The following is a 20,570-nucleotide window of genomic DNA, read 5'->3' as shown; positions in this document are numbered from 1 at the left end:
ACGCGGCGCGTGAACTCGAACTACGATGCAATCAAGGCGCATTACGCGGCGTCCGACCGCAAGGACGTTGTGGGCATGATGGCGCCCATCACTTCCGAAACTCGTTGGACCGAGATGGCGGGCTTTCCGTACGCGGGTACATATGTCGGCGCTGGTGCCATTGTGGAAGGCGTCTTCAAGCGCATCGGCGAAGAGTGGATCGACTATACGTTCTCGCTCGAAAGGTTGGTCGACGGCGGGACAACGATCGTCGGCATCGGGACCTATTCGGGCCGGTACAGGAAGACGGGGAAGACCATGACGGCACGCGTGGTGCACGTCTGGGACATGAACGACGGCCGCGTCGTTCGCTTCGAGCAGTTCGCTGACACCAGCCTGGTTGCCCGCGCGACGATCTAGATCGGCAGTCCCTCCACTTGGCGCGGCTCATGACATGGGCCGCGCTTTTTCTTGCCATGACGGCGCTTCGCTCGTTTGCGTCCTAGGCCGGCTGCGTCGGAGTCCAAGACGCCGGCAAAGGGCAGCGCCTAGTGTCATCGCGCCGGACAAGCGTCGGACGATCGCTCGGCCTCCCTTGAGGCGGGGCCGCGATCGCAAACAGACGCACCGGTGCAACGCCGCCGTCGGACGGGTGGCCTAATGAGGGGAAACGCATGACATTGAGGAACACGATCCTGGGAATCTTCATGGCTGCGCTGCTCGGCTGTGCCGGCTGCACGGCCCATGCGGCCGATGCCAAATGCGGTGCCAACACCGGCAAGGCGGCGAACGGCGAGCCGATCGTGATCGGCGGAATTGTCAGCGTGACCGGACCCGACAATTTCAGCTCCTCCGGGCTGGCCGCGACAGCCTATTTCAAATGCCTGAATGCCAATGGTGGCGTCAACGGACGTCCGATCAAGTACCAACTCGAAGATGACGGCTGGAATCCCGAGCAGTCATCGCAGGTCGCGGCAAAGCTGATCCGTGATCAGAAGGCGGTCGCGCTGGTCGGCAACATGAGCTTCGTCGATTGCGGTGCCAACCAGGGCATCTATGAAAAGGAAGGCATCATGGTGATTGCGGGGGTCGGCGTCCCTCGCGATTGCTTCTTCCAGAAGAACTACGCGCCGACCAACGCCGGCCCGCGGGTCAGCAATACCAAGGCCGTGATGGATGTGGCGCAGACCTATCCGGGCAAGATCAAGCGCGTGGTCTGCATCGCACCGAACATCCCGAATCTCGGCGAATGGTCCTGCTCCGGCGCGGTTGCCTGGATCAAGAAGCAAGGCGGTGATGGCAAGATCATCACGTTCGACCCTGGCTCGCTCGACGCGACTTCGGTCGTCCTTGAGGCGATGGCCTTCAAGCCTGACGTCATCAGCGTCGGTACGCCCAAGGGCCTGGCCGTTCCGATCTTTGCCGCCGCGGAAGAGCAGGGGCTTGCCGACAAGGTGCATTTCACCGGACCTGCCTCGCTGTACAATCCGGATTTTCCGCGTGCGATCGGAAAATACTGGGACGGCAAAGTCACCGTCGACATGGAACTGAAGGCGGCCGACGCCGGCACGCCGGATATGCAGAACTGGCTTGCCGTGATGGACAAGTATGGCCAGGCCTCGGATCCGCGGGACACCTTCTCGCAAGCCGGCTATCTGGCGGCGCGCGTCACCGCCGAAACCCTGCTGAAGATGGACGCTGCCAAGATCGACCGGAAATCGGTCACGCAGGGCCTTGCGGAGCATCAAGCGGTTCGAAAGCGACATGTGGTGTTCGCCTTGGTACGTCGGCGAAGGTCCTCGTCACAACGCCAATCACGCGGGCCCGGTGTCGTTCGTCAAGGACGGCAAGCTCGTGGCAAAGCAGGTGTGCGTCGAGTCGGAAGATCCTGAACTCGACGATGTGCATACCTACGAGAAGACGATCGGCATCGCGAAGTAAGCCGTCATGCCTGATTTTACGCCCTTTCTCGTCTCGGGCCTCGCGACGGCGGCAACCTACGTGCTCTCCGGCGTCGGCATCGTGGTGCTCTATCGGGCGGCGGGCGTGGTCAATTTCGCCCAGGGCGCCGTCGGTGCCCTGGCCGCCTTTGTCTCCTGGTCGATTGTCGAGTGCGGAGGTCCTCCCGGCTGGTCGTGGATCGCGGGTGTCGCGGCAGCAGCGCTTGTCTCGTTCCTCTATGGTCGCGTCATCGCGCCCCGGCTGGCCTACGGTGATCCAATCATGCGTGCGGTGGCCACGCTCAGCTTTGCGCTCATCCTGCTTGGCTTCATGGGCTACGTCTGGGGTGAGGCGCCGCGCCGGCTTCGTCTGCCCACGGATACGATGAGCTTTGAGCTCCTGGGCGTCCGGATCACGATGACGCGGGCAATCGCATTCGGCCTTGGCGTACTGGCGACCACTGCCGTGATGCTGTTTCTCGCCTATAGCCGGGTGGGCCTGCAGATGCGCGCGCTCGCCAGCAACCGCGATCTCAGCGCGATGCTCGGGGTTCGCGTGCTCCGCGTCGACAGTTGGGCGTGGGTGATCTCCGGCCTGCTGGCGGGCGTCAGCGGCGTGTTGCTGGCCGATCTGCAGCGCTTGAGCGGACAAGCGCTCACCTTCGCGGTCATTCCGGCGATCGCCGCCGCGGTGTTCGGGCGCTTCGTCTCGCTCCCCGCGACAGTCGCGGGTGGTTTGGCGATCGGAGTTTGTGAGGCGCTGCTGACCCCGATTCCCGTGATCGGCCCGTTCCGCACCGCAGTCCCGTTTCTGTTTGCGGTCGGCGCCATGTTGTGGATGCAGCGTCGAGTGACCTTCGTCTACAGGTGATCCGACGTGACCGACCGAAGCCTGCAGGCAGCCATGCCGATCTCTACTGCACGATTGCCGCTCCGCGCGATTGCCGTCTGTGCCGGCGCGCTCCTGGCGCTTTATTTCCTGCCCGCCGCGCTGAGCGATTACTGGCTGCGCGCGCTGATTTCGGTCACCGCGTTGACCGTTGCCAGCCTGAGCGTCAGCCTGCTGTTCGCGCAGCTCGGCATGGTCTCGCTGGCGCAATACGGCCTGCTCGGCGTCGGCGGCTGGTTTGCGCTCAGGATATCGCATGGCCTCGGCGTGCCGTTCGAGCTCGCGCTGCTGACGGGCGGGATCGCCGCGGCGCTCGTCGGGCTCGTCATCGGCCTGCCCGCGCTGCGGATGCGGGGTCTTTATCTTGCGATCGTTACCTTGATGATGGCCGGTGCAATCCAGGTACTGATCAGCGCGTTCGGCTTTCCGGATGGAGGCTCGGGCATCCTCGGCAAGAGTACGGGGACGCGGATGATGATGGCGCGTCCTTTGCTCGCGCAGAACGACGAAGCCTATCTGCGCTACGCCATCGTCATCGCCGGGCTTTGCTACCTGCTCGTGCTTGCGCATGTCCGTGGCCGCCCAGGGCGCGCATGGGCGATGATCCGCCGCAGCGAAGTTTGCGCCCTCGCCGGGGGCGTCGACATCACTGCTTACAAGGTACGGGCCTTTGCGTTGTCCGGCTTCCTTGCAGGGATCGCCGGAGGCCTGCTTGCAGGGGGCGTGGGACAGCTTGATGCAAGCGCGTTCCCGGCCAGTCAGTCGATCATGTTGTTCGCGCTGACCATCGTCGGCGGCGCTTATTCCTGGCTCGGTCCGATCGTGGCCGGGCTGCTGCTTCGGGCATTTCCGGCGCTACTGAACGACTTCAGGATCGACGGCAATATCGCGACAATGATCTTCGGTCTCGGCCTGCTGCACGCCTTGATCACGGCTCCGCGCGGCGTGGCCGGCCAATTGGCGGATCTGGTCCGAACAGTTCGCCGGCTCGTGGGTGGCAAGCGGAAGGCCGAGTCATGATCGAGATCGACGACGTGACGGTGCAGTTCGGAGGTGTGCTCGGCTTGAACGCCTTGACCGCCAATCTTGCGGAGCCGGTCACCGGTCTGGTCGGCCCGAACGGCGCCGGCAAGACCACATTGATTAATGTGCTTTCCGGATTCGTGCAGCCTACGAAGGGCCGTGTGCGGGTGGATGGGCGGGACCTGAAGGATATTCCCATTCGCAAGCGTGCCGCGTTTGGCCTCCGCCGAACGTTTCAGAACGAGCAGATCGTCGAGAATCTGACTGCCGGCGACAATGTCGCCGCGGTGCTCGACAACGTGCCGACGGACGGCCAGCCCCGGCGGCTGTTGATCGACAAGGCGTTGGACTTCGTCGGTCTTCTCGCCAGGCGCGATACGCCCGGACGCGACCTGAACGCCTATCAGCGCCGCATGCTGGAGATCGCGCGGGCAACCGCAGGGCTGCCCCGGTTGATCATGATGGACGAGCCCGGAGCAGGGCTTGCTCAACATGAGAGCGAGCACCTGCGCGATGTCATCAAGGCGATCCACGGTTATTGCGGTGCGCAGGTGCTGCTGGTCGACCACGATGTCGATCTGATCTCGGCAACCTGCACGGCGACACTGGTGCTCGATTTTGGCTCACCAATTGCCTATGGGCCAACGCCGAACGTGCTTGCGGATCCAAAGGTCAGGGCGGCCTATCTCGGGGTCCTGGAGGAGGATGCGACGTGAGCGCCGGGCTGGCCGTGCAGAACCTCAACATCGCGCGCAACGGCAAGGCCGTTCTTCACGCATCGATCTCACGATCTCGCCGGGGAGGATCACCGCCCTGCTTGGCGCCAACGGCGCCGGCAAGAGCAGCCTCGTTCTTTCCATCGCCGGCGTGTTGCCGGCGACCAGCGGTTCGATCGCAATGGACGGCCAGTCCATTGTCGGCCTCAGGCCGGAGACCATTCGCGCCGGCGGCGTTGCTGCGGTGCCCGAAGGGCACCAGGTGCTGAACGATTTGAGTGTCGAGGATAACCTCAAGGTCGCGGGCAGCCACCTTGCGCGTCCGCAGCTCAAGGCGGCCCTCGAGGTCGCGCTCGGCACGTTTCCGGAGTTGCGCGACCGTCTGCAGGCGAGGTCGGGCACGCTCTCGGGTGGACAACAGCAGATGGTTGCCCTCGCGCAGGCGATCATTGCGCGACCACGTTATCTGCTCGCCGACGAGTTGTCGTTCGGCCTCGCGCCGGTCGTGGTCGCGCGTTTGGTCCCGGTCCTGCAGGGCCTCGCCGCGCAGGGTGTCGGCGTCCTTCTGATCGAGCAGTTCACGCACATCGCGCTCAAGATCGCGCATGCAGCCTATGTCATGGAGCGTGGAAAAATCTGCTTTGCCGGCGAGCCACAGGAGCTGATCGACAGGCCCGAGATCCTGCACAGCGCCTATCTCGCGTGACATCAGCATCAACATCGGCGCACGCTGATGCGGTTCCCTGCAGGATACCGCCCATTGACAGCTCGGAAGAGCTGCTTAACATGTTAGATAAAAGCCGCCAGACGGCCCTTCCAGGGGAGGAGCACGTGCAGCTCCAGGAGTTTAGCAACTGGACTCCGCAAGTCTGGAGTCAAGCTCCGTTGGAGGAGTGGAGGCACAAGCTCCAGTCCGTCTGCGGACGATTCAATCCATTCGGATGGGAAGAACGCGACCTCGTCAACGGCGGCGTGCTGGTTCGCGATGCTGCGGGCATGGACATCGCCCAGGTTGCCGGCGACATCGGCGTCGTTCGTCGCGACGAGCGCGACATCCGCCTCGACTATGGCGAATTCTTCTTTCTGCTTGTCCAGTTGGAGGGGACGTGCGGGGTCGAGCAGCAGGGGCAACAGAGCATTATTTCCCCGGGTGACTGTATCCTGGTCGATTCCTCGCTGCCGTCGAACTTCTATTTCAACGGTCAATTCATCAATCACCTCTCCGTGCATCTGCCGCGGCAATTGCTGCTGGCAGAGAGGCCCAACGATTTCGAGGTATCGCGACGCCTGGGCGCCGAGGACCCGATGTCGACCATGCTGCGGGCGCTCGTCGCCAAGATGTTGCAGACGCCGGCCAATCACCAGCGATCGGGCGAATTGCGGCAACTCCTGCTCCACGCGACGCGGCAGGCGTTCGCCACGGATACCGCCGTTGCACCTTTGTGTCCGAAGGAGCGTGCCTCGGGCCGGCTCGAATTCGCCCGCGCGCTGGTCGACCGTCATCTCACCGCGGAGTGCCTGACGCCGCAATGGCTGGCCGGCCGTCTCGGTGTGTCGATGCGGACCCTGCAAGAGGATTTCAGCACGGTCGGGACCACCATCACGAGCTTCATTCGTGATCGCCGTCTGCGACTTGCGAGGGACCGGTTGATCGAGAAGCAACGCGGCGCCGAAGGCGGGACCATCGCCGAGATCGCATTTTCATCGGGGTTCAACGATATCTCCTATTTCAACCGCTGCTTCAAGAAGGCCTTCGACTGCTCTCCCACGGATGTGGTGCGCCGATAGCCGCGCTCCCGTCCAATCAACGCCGCGCTCTTTTCCAAGACAGCAGACGCATCATCGTCTTTCCTCGGCCGCATCACTTGCGCTTGGGAGATCTTTGCATGCAGCGCTCGAGCCTGGTCATTGACGGTCGCAAGGTCGAGACAGCCGGCGTCCTGGACGTCATCAATCCGGCGACTGGCGCCGTCGTCGGCGCGATGCCGCTCGCGACGGCGGAGGATCTGGATTCCGCGATATCCGCAGCCACCAAGGCGTTTGCGATCTGGAAGGAAACCTCCGAAATTGAACGGGCCGAAGCGTGTCGTGCCGTTGCGCAAACGATCGAGGCGCATTCCGAAGAGCTTGCCCGCCTGCTCACGCTCGAGCAAGGCAAGCCGCTGAACGGTCTGGGATCGCGATTCGAGATCGGTGGCGCGGTTGCCTGGACGCGCTTCACGAGCGATCTGTCGCTCCCGGTGGAGGTCCTGCAGGACGGAGCCGAGGGGCGCGTCGAGCTGCACCGCAAGCCGATCGGCGTGGTCGGCTCCATCACGCCGTGGAACTGGCCGGTCATGATTGCATGCTGGCACATCATTCCGGCAATCCGGGCGGGTAACACGGTGGTCATCAAGCCTTCGCCGCTGACCCCGCTCAGCACCATCCGGCTCGTGGAGCTGATGAACGAGACGTTGCCGCCGGGCGTGGTGAACGTCGTCACCGGCGAGAACGAGATCGGCAGCCTGATGTCCTCGCACCCCGCATTGCCAAGGTGACGTTCACGGGCTCGACGGCGACGGGCCGCAAGATCATGCAGAGCGCAGCGACCACGCTCAAGCGGCTGACTCTCGAGCTCGGCGGCAATGACGCGGGAATCGTGCTGCCTGACGCTAACCCGAAGCAGATCGTCGAGAGCCTGTTCTGGGGTGCCTTCATCAACGGCGGCCAGACCTGTGCCGCGCTGAAGCGGCTCTATGTTCACGACAGCCTCTACAAGCAGGTCTGCAACGAGCTCGTCGGGTATGCCGGCCAGGTCGTCGTCGGCGATGGCTTGTCGGAAAAGTCGACGCTCGGTCCGGTGCAGAATCGCCGTCAGTTCGACATCGTTTCAACGTTCGTGAATGAGGCTCGCGAAAAGGGCGGCCGTGTGCTGATCGGCGGCAATCCCTCGGAAGGGCCCGGCTTCTTCTATCCAGTCACGCTGGTTGCCGACGTGGACCACGGTTGCCGGCTCGTGGACGAAGAGCAATTCGGTCCTGCTCTTCCGATCATCCGGTATCACGACATCGATGATGCCGTCGCCAAGGCCAATGCGAGCTCGATGGGGCTTGGCGGCTCGGTCTGGGGTACGGACCTTGCGCAGGCAAAACGTGTGGCAGGGCGGATCGAGGCCGGTTCGGTCTGGATCAACAAGCACGGTGCCATTCAACCCAACGCGCCGTTTGGCGGCGTCAAGCAATCGGGATTCGGGGTCGAGTTTGGCGTCGAGGGGCTGAAGGAGTTCACCACCGTACAGACCGTGTTCTGTTGAAGTGGAACGCTGAACGCGGCGCGTCGGGGAGGGCAGATGCAGGACTATGATTACATCGTCGCGGGCGGCGGCTCTGCGGGATGCGTCCTCGCGTCGCGCCTCTCGGAGGATTCCCGCAATCGCGTACTCCTCATCGAAAGCGGCCAGCGCGACACCGACAAGTACATTCACATTCCGGCAACTTTCTTCAAGGTTCTGGAGAAGGGCCGCGACGCGCTTTTCTACGCATCCGAGCCGGAGCAGGGCCTCAACGGACGGCCGTCGATCGTGCCGCAGGGTCATGTGCTGGGCGGCGGCAGTTCGGTGAACGCGATGGTCTACATCCGTGGTTCGCGGCAGGATTACGATACGTGGGCGCAGCTCGGCTGTCGTAGCTGGGGCTACGACAAGGTGCTTCCTGTCTTCCGCGACCTCGAAAACAACCAGCGGCTTTCCGGTGAGTATCACGGGGCCACTGGCGAGCTCACCGTGTCGGACCGCGCCTACGGTCATCCGCTCTCGTGGGCCTTCATCCGCGCCGCGCAGGAAGTCGGCATCCCCTACAATGAGGACTTCAATGGAGCCCGCCAGGAGGGCGTCGGCTTCTATCAGACGACCACAAGTCGCGGGCGCGTCGCAGTGCGGCGGAGGCTTATCTGCGGCAGGCGGAGGGGCGTGCCAACCTGACCGTCAAGACAGGAAGCCGTGTCCACAAAGTCCTCTTTGATCGCAAGAGAGCGACCGGAGTGCTGCTCGATGACGGATCGACCGTCACGGCGCGGCGCGAAGTGATTCTGACCGCCGGCGCGCTGGCGACGCCGAAAATCCTGCAACTGTCGGGGATCGGGCCGGCGGCCCATCTGCGCGAGCACGGCATCGACGTCGTGCTCGACCTGCCCGGGGTCGGCGAGAACTACCAGGATCATCTCGAGGCGACCGTTCAGTGCGAGACCAAGGATCCGATTTCGATCTTCGGCGAAGACAAGGGTCTCCGCGCCGCATCGCACATGATGCAGTATCTTCTGACCAAGACGGGCCTGCTGACGTCGACGGTCGTCGAATCCGGCGGGTTCGTCGACACGGCAGGTACAGGCGAACCCGACATCCAGTTTCATGTACTGCCGGCATTCAATGGCTTTGCCGATCGGTCAGCTCATGCGGGCCATGGCATCTCGATCGGTCCCTGTGTCCTGCGGCCGCAATCGCGCGGCTCGGTCCGGTTGCGCTCAACAAACCCGAGCGACGCCGCTCTGTTTGTTGCCAACTCGCTCGCCGAGCAGGCCGATGTCGAGACGCTCGTTCGCGGTGTTCAGATCGCCATCCGGATCTCTGAGGCCCCCTCGCTGGCCCGTTTGGTCAAGCGGCGTGTTCTTCCGAAGCCGGGGCTTGAAACGGACCCGGACGCGCTCCGCGACTATGTTCGTGCGATATCCAAGACCGTGTTCCATCCGTCGGGCACCGCGAAGATGGGAGCTGCCGATGATCCCATGGCGGTCGTGTCGGAAGACTTGCGCGTGCGCGGCGTGGAAGGGCTTCGTGTCGCCGACGCTTCGATCATGCCTCGTCTCGTCTCTGGCAACACCAATGCGCCGACGATGATGATCGGCGAGCGCGCCGCGCGTTTCATCCTGGGCAAGGAGACCGCCGCTTAGCTACGGCGAATGCCCGATATGAGCTGCAGCAGTGCCGGCGCATTGCTGACATTGTGTCAGGGGGTGCCGACCTCGAAGGCCAACAGAACGTTGCCGGGCAGGCCGCCCCATTGCGCGTAGCCGGAATTGACGTACAGCATGCCGTCCACGACGATCGGCCCGGGTCCGTCCATGGCGCCGCCATGGCCTGGAACGTCGTTGACCGTGGTGTAGTCGCGCGCGGTGTCGAATTCCCAGAGCAGCTTTGCGTCATCGGTCGCGTAGGCACGCAGGAAGCCGCTCACGCCGCCCGAGAACACGGCGCCGGGAATCGCGGTGACCGCTGCGGAGAGGGCAGGACTACATTGGGGGCGGTCGCCGCAGGCGACCGGCGCGACCTGCATCGCGATCTTCCCGGTCGCCAGATCGAGTCCGAACAGGCCGCCGCCTTCGCTTGAATTCAGGCGCCGCGAACCGTCACGAAGAAACCGCACATCCGAGTTGGCGACATAGATTCGGTCCTGGTCGGCGGCAGAGCCCCACTCGGTCCCGCCCAGCGGTCCACCTTGGCCGATCCGCGTCTGCCACAGGATCTTGCCTTCATGGTCGGGATCCAGCGCGTGGACCACGCCGGACTTCTGGCCGATGACGAGCACGCGATGTCCATCACGCAAGCTCACCAGGATCGGCGATTGCCCGAAGTCGTGATCGGGACCGCGATCTTGCGGACAGTTGCTCTGGTCGGTGCCGAAGCACGCGACGACGAAGCTGTCCTTGGGCGTCGCCTGCTGATGCCAAAGCATCTTGCCGGTCGAAAGATCGAACGCGAGGATGGCGTCGCTGGTGTCGGTTGCCGGGTCTGCATAGCTGTTCGACGTCGCGACATAGAGCGCCTTGCGCTGAACGTCGATGGTGGGAGCGGACCAGACCGACGCGCCGGCCGGGCCGAACAGCTGGGTCCCGATCGCGTTCGTCCTGGTCGGATGCGGCGCTTCAGCGATGGTGTAGGTCTTCCAGATCTGCGCGCCAGTATCGGCCTTCAGCGCCACGACGCTGCCGCGAAACGTGCAGCATTGGTAGGTGGGGCGAGACCCCGTCGCTTCCTCGATCGATGACACGCCGACATAGACGGCGCCGGAGTAGAACACGGGTGCGCCGGTGATCCGGGCGGCCAGATGTTCCTCGATCCTGGTCTTCCAGATCAGCGTGCCGGTTGTCGCATTCACGGCGTAGATGTTGGCGAGCAGGTCGCCGAAGAAGACGACCGGCTGGCCGTCCATCGTGGCGAAATTGATCGCCGCCCGGACCGGCGCATCGGTCGGAAACACCCAGCGGGTGCATCCGGTCCTGGCATCGAGGGCGTGGACCTTGCGGTCGGTGCCGCCGACGAACAGCAGGCCGCCGATGACGGTCGGCTGAGCGAAGGCGATCGAGGCGCCGGGAAACCCGAAGGCCCATTTCAGGCGCAGCCGGGAGACCTGGTCCTGTGTGAGGCCGGCCATGGCTGCCGGCTGAAACCGGCTGTTGTTGAGATCCGCGCCCCAGCCGTTCCACCGTGGCCCATCGATCGCCCGGGGAAAGCCGGCCTCGCTCTGCGCACATTGGCCGGCGCTTCCGGCCGCCGCATGCGAGGCGGCCTTTCCTGTGACCAGCGAGGCGATGGCCGCCCGCTCGTCATTACTCAGTCCCTGCGCGAAGGATGCCATCGGGCCCGTGGTGATCGCGCCCAGAACCTCATCGAACGACCTTGATTGCAGCGCGCCGCGGCTCGGCGCTCGAATATTCGCGTCGGTGCTGTCGTGACACTGCGCACAGCGTTGCGCGTAGAGGGCGGCACCGCCTTGCTGCGCTGTCGCAGGCAGGCAAGACCCGATCAGGGCGACGGCAATCGCAGCACTCAGTTTCATCTGGGTTCACCGGCATTGGCTTCGATGAGATGAGCGATCACAGCGTAGCACAACCCTGATGGATGTCGGCGTGCCCCGCGGAGGCCGGCGGTGCGTATCCGACGGTGCCGGAGCTCGATCGGCCGCCCTCGATTCCGACGCCGACGGGCGCGATCTCCCATTGACAGGTCGCCTGTTGTGATAGAATTATAACACAATAAGTTGCAAAAATAACAAGATGTCATCATCGCATCAGCGTTTCGCGCGGGCGGCGGGAGGAAAATGGAATTGTCCGGTTCGATCGCGGCAGAGCCTCGGCCGTCGACGTCGCTCTTGATGGTCGGCGGCATCAACAAGCGCTTTGGCGGCGTGCGGGCGCTGCGCGACGTCAACCTCGAGGTCCGTGCCGGCGAGGTGCATGCCCTATTGGGCGAGAACGGGGCCGGAAAATCCACGCTGATCAAGATCCTCAGCGGCGTTCATGCCGCCGACAGCGGCACCATCGAGATCGCCGGGAAACCCGTGACGTTCGACAGCCCGGCACGGTCGCGTGAGGCCGGGATCGCCGTCGTCTATCAGGACCTCAGCCTCGTCGAATCGTTGAGCGTCGCCGACAACCTGCTGCTCGGCCGCGAGCCCCGCGCGCGGTTCGGCTTTGTCCGCAAGCGCGAATTGATGGCGAGGGCCGAAGCGTTCCTGGGCGAACTCGGCATTCCCCTGGATACCAAAGCTGCGGTCGGTTCGCTGCCGTTCGCCTACCGCCAGATGACGGAGATCGCCAAGGCGTTGATGGGCGAGGTGCGGCTGTTGATCCTCGATGAGCCGACATCCTCGCTGACCTCGGATGAGGTCCGCATCCTGTTTGACGCGATCGGTAAGGCGACGCGCCGCGGCGTCGGCGTGATCTACGTGACGCACCGGCTCAACGAGGTTTTCGAAATCTCGCAGCGGGTCACCGTGCTGCGCGATGGTGCCAACGCCGGCACCTTCGTCACCGCCGAGACCGACATGAAGCGGCTGGTGAACGCCATCATCGGCACCGATCGCTCGGCGCCCGCGGCGTCGCGCGCCGCGCCCGCGGTAGCGCGCGCGCTCGATCCGTCGCCGGTGCTGTCGCTGTCTGATGTGTCCAACGACCGGCTGTCGGCCGTCGACCTGACCGTGATGAAGGGTGAGATCCACGGCCTTGCCGGATTGATCGGCAGCGGGCGCACGGAGGTTCTCGAGACGATCTTCGGACTTCGGCCGGTCGAGCGCGGCGCATTCGAGATCGAGGGTCGGCCATGGCTGCCGAACGGCCCGGCCGATGCGATCGAGCACGGCGTCGCGCTGGTGCCGGAAGATCGGCACGTGCAGGGTCTGGTGCTGGACCATTCGATCGAGCGCAACATCACGCTACCGCGGATTCCGCATTTCTCGCGCTGGGGCTTCATGCAGCAGCGCGCTGCCATCAGGCGCGCGGAGACTGCGGTCGCGCGGCTATCGGTGAAGGCGCAGGGCGCCTCCAGCCTGGTCAGGACATTGTCCGGCGGCAACCAGCAGAAGGTCGTGTTCGGGAAATGGAATGATCCGCGGCCGCGCGTGCTGCTGCTCGACGAGCCGACCGTCGGCGTTGACGTCGGCGCACGCGAGGAAATCTATGGCGTCATCCGCAACGCCGCTCGCGACGGCAGTGGCGTGCTGGTCGTCTCGTCCGATCTCGTCGAACTGATCGAGCTCTGCGACCGCATCTCCGTGATCGTCGAAGGACGCGTGGCGCGAACACTGAAGCGCGGAGAGATCGTTGATGCCGAAGAGCTGCATCATCTGCTGCAGATCTACCAGGCTTCCGGACAAGGTGTATTGCAAGAGCTGCCCGCATGACTGAACTGACCGCGCCCAACGTCGCCGCCGCGCCGACCCGGTCCGACCGGCGCCGCAAGCTGCTGCAGAACCTGCTGCGGGGCGAGCGGCCCTACATGCTGTACATCGCCTTCGTGGTGCTGCTGGTGGTGTTCAGCCTGTCCTCGCCCTGGTTCCTGTCGGTCGACAATTTCCTGAACATCGGACGCCAGACCACGCTGGTCTCGATCATCGCGGTCGGCATGACCTTCGTGATCATCGCGCGCCAGATCGATCTGTCGGTCGCATCGACATTGGCGCTGTCAGGCATGGCCGCGGCGCTCGCCATGAGCCAGATCAACAACAGCTGGATCGTCGGCGCCGTCGCAGGCCTCGGCACCGGCGCGCTGGTCGGCTTGCTCAACGGCATCCTGACCACGCAGCTTTCGATCCCGTCCTTCCTGGTCACGCTGGGCTCGCTGAGCATGGCGCGGGGCCTCGCGATGATGGTGACCAACACCAAGCCGGTCATCATCACCAACGAGACCTATTTCGCGATCTTCGGCGAAGGCACGTTCCTGGGCATCCCCGTCCCGATCGCCTGGACGCTGGTGGCGATGATCGTCGGCATCCTGCTGCTGCACTATAACGTGTTCGGCCGCCGCATCTATGCGGTCGGCGGCAATCCGACTGCGGCGCTCTATTCCGGCATCAACACCAAATGGGTGACGACCGCGGCCTTCGTGCTGACCGGTGCGCTGGCCGGACTTGCGGCGCTGGTGCTGTCGGCGCGCTCGCATGCCGCGCGGCCCGACGTCGTACAGGGCATGGAGCTCGACGTCATCGCCGCCGTGATCCTCGGCGGCTGCAGCCTGTTCGGCGGCCGCGGCTACATCCTGGGGACGCTGTTCGGCAGCCTGATCATCGGCACGCTCAACAACGGCCTCGTGCTGCTCGGCGTCAGCTCGCCGATGCAACTCGTCATCAAGGGAGCGATCATCGTGGCCGCGGTCGCTTTCACGAAACGCTAGTCAGGATGCGCGTCGGGGCCGTAAGGCCCGCGTTGCGGCAGTAGGGGCAAGGTCGCCGGCCTCCGGTCAATCGGCGACCAAAAAAGGGAGGAAACAATGAAGCCAATCTTGCGACAAACCCTGCCGCTGACCGCGCTGATCGCGGCGACGGCGATTTCGATCGCCCCCTCGGCCCGCGCCGAAGTGCCGGCAACCTGCGTCAAGGGCGTTGATCTCGCGACACTCGGACCGAAATCGATCGTCGGCCAAGGCCCCCATGGCGAGAAGGCCGCTTCGCCCGAAGTGCTTGCGCTGTCGGATGCCGATGCCGCCAAGGTCAAGGAGAAGCATTTCAAGGTCGGCATCTCGATGCAGACCGTCAACCTCGACTGGGCGCAGCTGCAGATCCAGGGCATCACCGACACGCTGAAGAAGTACGGCGTGACGGTGACGGGCGTCGCCTCGGCTGAATATCAGGTCGACAAGCAGATCGCCGACATCGAGAACACCATCCAGCAGCATCCGGACGGCATCATCTCGATCCCGGTCGATTTCACCGCGACTGCGCCGACCTACAAGAAAGTCGCCAAGGCCGGCATCAAGCTGGTGCTGATGGACAGCATCCCGACCGGTCTCAAGCATCCCGAGGAATATGCCTCGATGATTTCGGCGGACAATCTGGGTAACGGGCAGATCGCGGCGCAGATCCTGGCCTCCTGCATGGCGCAGGGCGCCACCATCGGCTTGGTCAATTTCGGCGTCGACTATTTCAGCACCAACGAGCGCACCAAGGGCGTTCGCGAGTGGATGCAGAAGAACCGGCCTGACATCAAGATGAAGCAGGTCGACTTCACGGATCCGCCGAAAGTATCGCAGATCGCGGGCGACTTCCTCACCGGCAATCCCGACGTCAAGGGCGTGTTCGCGGTCTGGGATCAGCCGGCACTCGATACGCTGAGCTCGATGCGCGCGCAGGGCATCGACATTCCGGTCACGACCGTCGATCTCGGCCTGCAATCGGCGATCGAGATCGCCAAGGGCGGTCCCTTGAAGGCGACCGGCTCGCAGCGCCCCTATGATCAGGCGTCGCGGAGGCGATGGCCATGATGAACGCGCTGCTTGGCAAGGAGACGCCGGCCTGGGTTGGCGTGCAGTCGCTGCCGGTGACGCAGTCGAACGTGCTGGAATCCTACAAGACGGTGTTCAAGAAGGAGCCGCCGTCTGAGCTGACTGACGCCTGCAACAAGGCGAAGCCGGCCTGCAACTGATCTTTGGCCCGTGATGCGCGGTGTCGCAACGGCGCGCATCGTGGACAAAGCTGACCCGGGCGAGCCAGCCCCCGCCCGGGTCAGATTGCGGTGGTCACATACTCGACCGGAAGGCTGCGGAAGTGCTTGCGCATGTCCGGCGACGCCGCGCCGCCGACGATGATCCGCGAGAACGCGCCGATATCGGAAAAGAATGCGGACTTGAGGCTGCCGAGCTTGCTCGCGTCGATCACCAGGATGCTCTCCATCGCGGTTTCGATGACGGCCCGCTTGACGGCGACCTCGTGAAAATTCGAGCAGCTCGCGCCGCGGGTCCAGTGCACGCCGCCGGCGGAAATGAAGGCCTTGTTGATGCCGAGCCGCCGCAGATAGGACAGGCCATCGTCCGATGCAAAGGACTGCGATGAGGGATGATAGAGCCCGCCCATCAGCATCACCTGCGTGCCGGGCCTATGCGTCACGATCGACGCCACGTTCATCGAATAGCAGATCACCGAGAGCGGCAGATCCTCGGGCAGGCAATCCGCCAGCGACTGCATCGTGGTGCCGCAATCGATGAAGATCGTATCGCCTTCCTTGATCGAGGCGGCCGCAGCCCGGCAGGCGAGACGCTTGTCCTGGGTGTGCTGGTCGATCTCCTGCTCGAACGTGTACTTGATCGCGGTCGGCGATGCGGCGTTGACGACGTAGCCGCCGAGCAAAGCAAGGGCGGCCTCCGGGCCGGCAAGGTCACGCCGCACCGTCATTTCGGAGACCTTCAGGAGCTCGGCGGCATCCTTCAGGTGCAGCGCGCCACTCGATTCGACGGCGCGGCGCAGCCTCTGCAGGCGCTGGACGCGTGTCTCGCTTGGTCGTGCGTTCGGGGTTTCAGCCATTTTTGTCGCCGAGCTTGCTTATCTGATTGACAATGATCTTACAATGTTGTGAGTTTAGCAACGTCGATTTGTTACAATAATAACATCCAGTTTGGCGGCTCATCTGGCGTCGGGGCGATGTCGTTCCTCGGCAGGTGGCAAACCCAGCGGCAAGGTCAGGGGAGGATCACATGTTGCGATCGACACATTCAGTTTATCTGGCGATCTCGTCGATTCGCTAGGACCGCACGGCGCTTCCATGACGCAGAGCGTCCCCATGCAGAATCCGATCGCACTGACCACGCTGCCGCCTTCCCCGGGCGGTGGGCATCCTCATTCGGCGCTGCGCAACAGCGGCCGCGCGCTCGACATGGATTGGGTCGACGAAATCAGGATCAACCTGTCGGCCGCCGAACGGCGGGTCGCGAGCCTGCCGGGCCGTCGTACGGTCAAGAAGGATGCGCAGGCGGCGTGGCTGCTCAAGGCGATCACCTGCATCGACCTGACGACGCTCAACGGCGACGATACCACCGAACGGGTGAAGCGCCTCTGCGCCAAGGCCAAGGCGCCCGTGCGTGGCGACGTTCTCGAGCGGCTCGGCTTTGCCGGGCGCGAGCTGCATACCGGCGCGGTCTGTGTCTACCATCGGTTCGTCGGCACGGCCGTCGAAGCGCTCGCTGGATCCGGCATCCCGGTCGCTGCGGTCTCGACCGGATTCCCGGCGGGGCTGATCCCCCACGAACTGAAGCTGAAGGAGATCGAGGCGTCGGTGCGCGACGGCGCGCAGGAGATCGACGTCGTCATCACGCGCGAGCACGTGCTGACTGGCGACTGGCGGGCGCTTTACGCCGAGGTCCAGGACTTCCGCGCCGTCTGCGACAACGCGCATCTGAAGACGATCCTGGCCACCGGCGACCTCAAGACGCTGCGCAATGTCGCCAAGGCATCGATGGTCTGCATGATGGCCGGTGCCGATTTCATCAAGACCTCGACCGGCAAGGAGGGCGTCAACGCCACGCTGCCGGTGACGCTGGCGATGCTGCGGATGATCCGCGTCTACCAGGAGCGCACCGGCTTCAAGATCGGCTTCAAGCCGGCCGGCGGAATCTCGACCGCAAAGGACGTGCTCAACTATCAGTTCCTGATGAAGGAGGAATTGGGGCGCGACTGGCTCGAGCCGGATCTGTTCCGCATCGGCGCCTCCAGCCTGCTTGCCGATATCGAGCGGCAGCTCGAGCATCACGTGACCGGCCACTATTCGGCTTTCAACCGCCACCCCGTGGGATGAGACTCCAGCGATGAGCGTCGCAAACTATTTCGAAACCATGGAGTATGGCCCCGCGCCCGAGGCGGACGGCGAAGCGCGCGTCTGGCTGGCGCGGCATGACGCCACGTTCGGGCATTTCATCGCCGGCAAGTTCACAACGCCGCATGCCGGCAAGCACCTCACCACGTTCGAGCCCGCCACCGGCAAGCCGCTGGCGCGCATCGCGCAGGGCGCGGCGTCCGACGTCGAGGCGGCGGTCAACGCCGCGCGCACGGCGCAGACGGCATGGGCGAAGCTTGGCGGTCACGGCCGCGCGCGTCATCTCTATGCACTGGCGCGCATGCTGCAGCGTCACGCCCGGCTGCTCGCCGTGCTGGAGGCGATCGACAACGGCAAGCCGATCCGCGAGACCCGCGATCTCGACGTGCCGCTCGCCGCCCGCCATTTCTACTATCACGCCGGCTGGGCGCAGTTGCAGGAGCGGGAATTCGCCGATCAGGCGCCGATCGGCGTGATCGGGCAGATCATCCCGTGGAATTTCCCGCTGCTGATGCTGGCCTGGAAGATCGCGCCGGCACTTGCCGCCGGCAACACGGTGGTGCTGAAGCCCGCGGAGTTCACCTCGCTGACCGCGCTGCTATTTGCCGAACTCTCGGCCGAGGCCGGCCTGCCGCCGGGCGTGTTGAACGTCGTGACCGGCGATGGTGCGACCGGCGCGCTGCTGGTCGAAAGTCCCGTCGACAAGATTGCCTTCACCGGCTCGACCGAGGTCGGGCGGCTGATCCGTCAGACGACGGCAGGCACCGGCAAATCGCTGACGCTCGAACTCGGCGGCAAGTCGCCGTTCATCGTATTCGACGATGCCGACATCGATGGCGCGGTGGAAGGCGTGGTCGATGCGATCTGGTTCAACCAGGGCCAGGTCTGCTGTGCCGGCTCGAGGCTGCTGCTGCAGGAAGGCATTGCTGACACCTTCCGCAGGCGGCTGATCCGCCGCATGTCGACGCTGCGCGTCGGCATGCCGCTCGACAAGGCGATCGACATGGGCGCGGTGGTCGCCCCGGTGCAGCTCGAGCGGATCAAGTCGCTGGTCGAGACCGGCGTGAAGGAAGGCGCCGAGAAATATCAGACGCCCGGCGCGATGCCCGCGGAGGGATGCTTCTATCCGCCGACGCTGCTTTGGAACGTGCATCCATCCTCGACGGTTGCGACTGAAGAGATCTTCGGTCCTGTCCTGGTTGCGATGACATTCCGCACGCCCGACGAGGCTGTCATGCTCGCCAACAACACGCGCTATGGCCTTGCCGCGAGCGTGTGGAGCGAGACGATTGGTCTTGCGCTCGACATCGCGCCGAAGTTGCTGGCCGGCGTCGTCTGGGTCAACGCCACCAACCTGTTCGACGCCAGCGTCGGGTTCGGCGGCTATCGTGAGTCCGGCTTCGGCCGCGAGGGTGGCCGTGAAGGCATGGTCGAATATCTCAAGCCCAAGGCCTGGAGCGGGCGCAAGGCGCGGCCCAAGGTATCGCCGCTGCCGATTGCGGCCGCCGCAAGTGCTGGATTCGACGTGCCGCCGATCGATCGGACGGCAAAACTGTTCGTCGGCGGCAAGCAAGTCCGCCCGGACGGCAATTATTCGCGCGCGGTGCTGTCGCCAAAGGGCCGGCGCCTCGGCGAGGTGGGCGAGGGCAATCGCAAGGATATCCGCAATGCGGTGGCCGCGGCGCGCTCAGCCGAATCGTGGGCGCGGGCGACAGCGCATAATCGCGCCCAGATCCTCTACTACCTTGCCGAAAATCTCTCCGCGCGCAGCGACGAGTTTGTCCGGCGCATCGCCGACATGACCGGCGTGTCGTCGGCAAAGGCGCGCACGGAAGTCGATGCGAGCATCGAGCGGCTGTTCAGCTATGGCGCCTGGGCCGACAAGTTCGAGGGATCCATCCACGCGCCGCCGCTGCGCGGCGTGGCGCTTGCAATGCATGAGCCGATCGGCGTGGTCGGTGTCGCCTGTCCGGACGAGGCGCCGCTGCTCGGCTTCATCAGCCTGGTCGCGCCGTTGGTTGCGATGGGCAACCGCGTCGTCGCGGTACCGAGCGAGCGGCATCCGCTCGCCGCGACGGATTTCTACCAGGTGCTCGAGACGTCTGATGTGCCGGGCGGCGTGGTCAACATCGTCACCGGTGAGCGCAACGAACTGGTCAAGGTGCTTGCCGAGCATGACGATGTCGACGCGCTCTGGGCGTTCGGATCGCAAGACGCGTCGGCGGCCGCGGAACGGCTGTCGATCGGCAACCTCAAGCGGACGCTGGTCGATCATGGCCTCGCGCTCGACTGGTACGACAAGGCCGCGAGCGAGGGCCCGATCCTGCTCCGCCATGCCGTGCAGGTGAAGAACATCTGGATTCCGTACGGCGACTAGAGCGTTCTCAAGCGAGGTGGGTACCGGTTCGCGTGAAGACGACGCGTCAAGACTGGAATCTAGGGACGTCACCTTGCGGTGATATGGATGGGGTCCGGACCGTCAGAGTCCGGCGATGCTGAAGACGAGGGAGGGACGCTACATGCTCAAGGGCATCAATCCACTGCTCAATGCCGACGTGCTCTATGCCCTACGGGCGATGGGGCACGGCGATCGCTTGGTGGTGTGCGACACCAATTTTCCGGCCGACTCGATCGCGCGCCAGAGCGTGCTGGGCGAGTTGCTGCGCATCGACAATGTGAGCGCCGCCAAGGCGGTCGAAGCCGTGCTCTCGGTGATGCCGCTCGATACCTTCGTCGACGATGCCGCGATCCGCATGGAGATTGTCGGCCAACCGCAGGAGGTGCCCCCCGTGCAGCACGAGGTGCAGACCGCGATCGATCGTGCCGAGGGACGGTCCTGGCCTCTGGTCGGCGTCGAGCGCCACGCGTTCTATGAGAAGGCGAAGGCGGCCTACTGTGTGATCGCGACCGGTGAGCGGCGCTTCTACGGCTGCTTCCTGCTCACCAAGGGCGTCATCGCGCCGGACGGGGAGTAAC

At 64.4% G+C, this 20,570-nt stretch carries 18 protein-coding genes and 1 pseudogene; 17 read left to right on the top strand and 2 right to left on the bottom strand.

Going from position 1 to position 20,570, the window contains the following annotated elements:
• Nucleotides 1-9 precede the first annotated feature (9 nt).
• From ALC15_RS14085 to ALC15_RS46175, 10 genes and pseudogenes are all read left to right on the top strand, one after another.
• Nucleotides 10-399 (top strand): nuclear transport factor 2 family protein, encoded by a 390-nt coding sequence (locus tag ALC15_RS14085; RefSeq protein WP_050627724.1) that lies wholly within the window; start codon nucleotides 10-12, stop codon nucleotides 397-399.
• A 254-nt stretch (nucleotides 400-653) separates the two neighbouring features.
• Nucleotides 654-1,871 (top strand): ABC transporter substrate-binding protein, encoded by a 1,218-nt coding sequence (locus ALC15_RS14080; RefSeq protein ID WP_244486072.1) that lies wholly within the window; start codon nucleotides 654-656, stop codon nucleotides 1,869-1,871.
• Nucleotides 1,872-1,926: 55 nt separating this feature from the next.
• Nucleotides 1,927-2,790 carry a branched-chain amino acid ABC transporter permease gene (locus tag ALC15_RS14075; protein ID WP_050627723.1) on the top strand — a complete coding sequence of 288 codons (864 nt, stop codon included), beginning with the start codon at nucleotides 1,927-1,929 and terminating at the stop codon, nucleotides 2,788-2,790.
• Nucleotides 2,791-2,796: 6 nt separating this feature from the next.
• Complete coding sequence (locus tag ALC15_RS14070) at nucleotides 2,797-3,828, top strand: branched-chain amino acid ABC transporter permease (RefSeq protein WP_094193876.1); 1,032 nt, start codon at nucleotides 2,797-2,799, stop codon at nucleotides 3,826-3,828.
• Nucleotides 3,825-4,547: an ABC transporter ATP-binding protein gene (locus ALC15_RS14065; protein ID WP_050627722.1), complete on the top strand. Its 723-nt coding sequence runs from the start codon at nucleotides 3,825-3,827 to the stop codon at nucleotides 4,545-4,547. The genes ALC15_RS14070 and ALC15_RS14065 overlap by 4 nt, the downstream gene beginning before the upstream one ends.
• A complete protein-coding gene (locus tag ALC15_RS14060; protein ID WP_244486071.1) occupies nucleotides 4,537-5,253 on the top strand; it encodes an ABC transporter ATP-binding protein in 717 nt (238 codons plus the stop codon). The genes ALC15_RS14065 and ALC15_RS14060 overlap by 11 nt, the downstream gene beginning before the upstream one ends.
• Entirely contained in the window at nucleotides 5,250-6,335 is a 1,086-nt protein-coding gene (locus ALC15_RS14055; RefSeq protein ID WP_244486070.1) for a helix-turn-helix domain-containing protein, read from the top strand. Before ALC15_RS14060 ends, ALC15_RS14055 begins: the two co-directional genes overlap by 4 nt.
• Nucleotides 6,336-6,433: 98 nt before the next feature.
• Nucleotides 6,434-7,839 (top strand): annotated as a pseudogene (locus tag ALC15_RS14050) (aldehyde dehydrogenase family protein).
• Nucleotides 7,840-7,875: 36 nt separating this feature from the next.
• Nucleotides 7,876-8,505, top strand: a complete 630-nt coding sequence (locus ALC15_RS46180) for a GMC family oxidoreductase (RefSeq protein WP_244486069.1) — start codon at nucleotides 7,876-7,878, stop codon at nucleotides 8,503-8,505.
• A complete protein-coding gene (locus ALC15_RS46175) occupies nucleotides 8,475-9,470 on the top strand; it encodes a GMC family oxidoreductase (RefSeq protein WP_244486083.1) in 996 nt (331 codons plus the stop codon). The genes ALC15_RS46180 and ALC15_RS46175 overlap by 31 nt, the downstream gene beginning before the upstream one ends.
• A 56-nt stretch (nucleotides 9,471-9,526) precedes the next feature.
• On the opposite strand, the gene ALC15_RS14040 is transcribed toward ALC15_RS46175, so the two are convergent.
• Nucleotides 9,527-11,356, bottom strand: a complete 1,830-nt coding sequence (locus tag ALC15_RS14040; protein ID WP_050627720.1) for an outer membrane protein assembly factor BamB family protein — start codon at nucleotides 11,354-11,356, stop codon at nucleotides 9,527-9,529.
• 267 nt (nucleotides 11,357-11,623) lie between these two features.
• On the opposite strand from ALC15_RS14040, the gene ALC15_RS14035 reads away from it, so the two are divergent.
• From ALC15_RS14035 to ALC15_RS46170, 4 genes are all read left to right on the top strand, one after another.
• Nucleotides 11,624-13,198, top strand: a complete 1,575-nt coding sequence (locus ALC15_RS14035; protein ID WP_430649161.1) for a sugar ABC transporter ATP-binding protein — start codon at nucleotides 11,624-11,626, stop codon at nucleotides 13,196-13,198.
• On the top strand, nucleotides 13,195-14,187 hold the full coding sequence (locus tag ALC15_RS14030) for an ABC transporter permease (protein ID WP_050627718.1): 993 nt from the start codon (nucleotides 13,195-13,197) through the stop codon (nucleotides 14,185-14,187). The genes ALC15_RS14035 and ALC15_RS14030 overlap by 4 nt, the downstream gene beginning before the upstream one ends.
• 96 nt (nucleotides 14,188-14,283) lie before the next feature.
• Nucleotides 14,284-15,273 carry a substrate-binding domain-containing protein gene (locus tag ALC15_RS14025; protein ID WP_244486068.1) on the top strand — a complete coding sequence of 330 codons (990 nt, stop codon included), beginning with the start codon at nucleotides 14,284-14,286 and terminating at the stop codon, nucleotides 15,271-15,273.
• A complete protein-coding gene (locus ALC15_RS46170) occupies nucleotides 15,273-15,434 on the top strand; it encodes a hypothetical protein (RefSeq protein ID WP_244486067.1) in 162 nt (53 codons plus the stop codon). Before ALC15_RS14025 ends, ALC15_RS46170 begins: the two co-directional genes overlap by 1 nt.
• An 80-nt stretch (nucleotides 15,435-15,514) precedes the next feature.
• On the opposite strand, the gene ALC15_RS14020 is transcribed toward ALC15_RS46170, so the two are convergent.
• On the bottom strand, nucleotides 15,515-16,309 hold the full coding sequence (locus tag ALC15_RS14020) for a DeoR/GlpR family DNA-binding transcription regulator (protein ID WP_050627717.1): 795 nt from the start codon (nucleotides 16,307-16,309) through the stop codon (nucleotides 15,515-15,517).
• A 349-nt stretch (nucleotides 16,310-16,658) separates the two neighbouring features.
• On the opposite strand from ALC15_RS14020, the gene deoC reads away from it, so the two are divergent.
• The 3 genes from deoC (at nucleotide 16,659) to ALC15_RS14005 (ending at nucleotide 20,569) form a co-directional block, all read left to right on the top strand.
• Nucleotides 16,659-17,576, top strand: coding sequence for a deoxyribose-phosphate aldolase (deoC, locus tag ALC15_RS14015; RefSeq protein ID WP_244486082.1), 918 nt, complete (start codon nucleotides 16,659-16,661; stop codon nucleotides 17,574-17,576).
• Nucleotides 17,577-17,586: 10 nt separating this feature from the next.
• The gene (locus tag ALC15_RS14010; protein ID WP_050627716.1) at nucleotides 17,587-19,971 is read left to right on the top strand and encodes an aldehyde dehydrogenase family protein; all 2,385 of its coding nucleotides are present in this window, start codon (nucleotides 17,587-17,589) and stop codon (nucleotides 19,969-19,971) included.
• 142 nt (nucleotides 19,972-20,113) lie between these two features.
• The gene (locus ALC15_RS14005; RefSeq protein WP_050627784.1) at nucleotides 20,114-20,569 is read left to right on the top strand and encodes an RbsD/FucU family protein; all 456 of its coding nucleotides are present in this window, start codon (nucleotides 20,114-20,116) and stop codon (nucleotides 20,567-20,569) included.
• Nucleotide 20,570 lies beyond the last annotated feature (1 nt).

It is taken from the genome of Bradyrhizobium viridifuturi (genome assembly GCF_001238275.1).
In the GTDB taxonomy this organism is placed as follows: Bacteria; Pseudomonadota; Alphaproteobacteria; order Rhizobiales; family Xanthobacteraceae; genus Bradyrhizobium; species Bradyrhizobium viridifuturi.
Note: the sequence above shows the minus strand (reverse complement) of the source record. Positions and strands in the feature narration are given on the sequence as shown.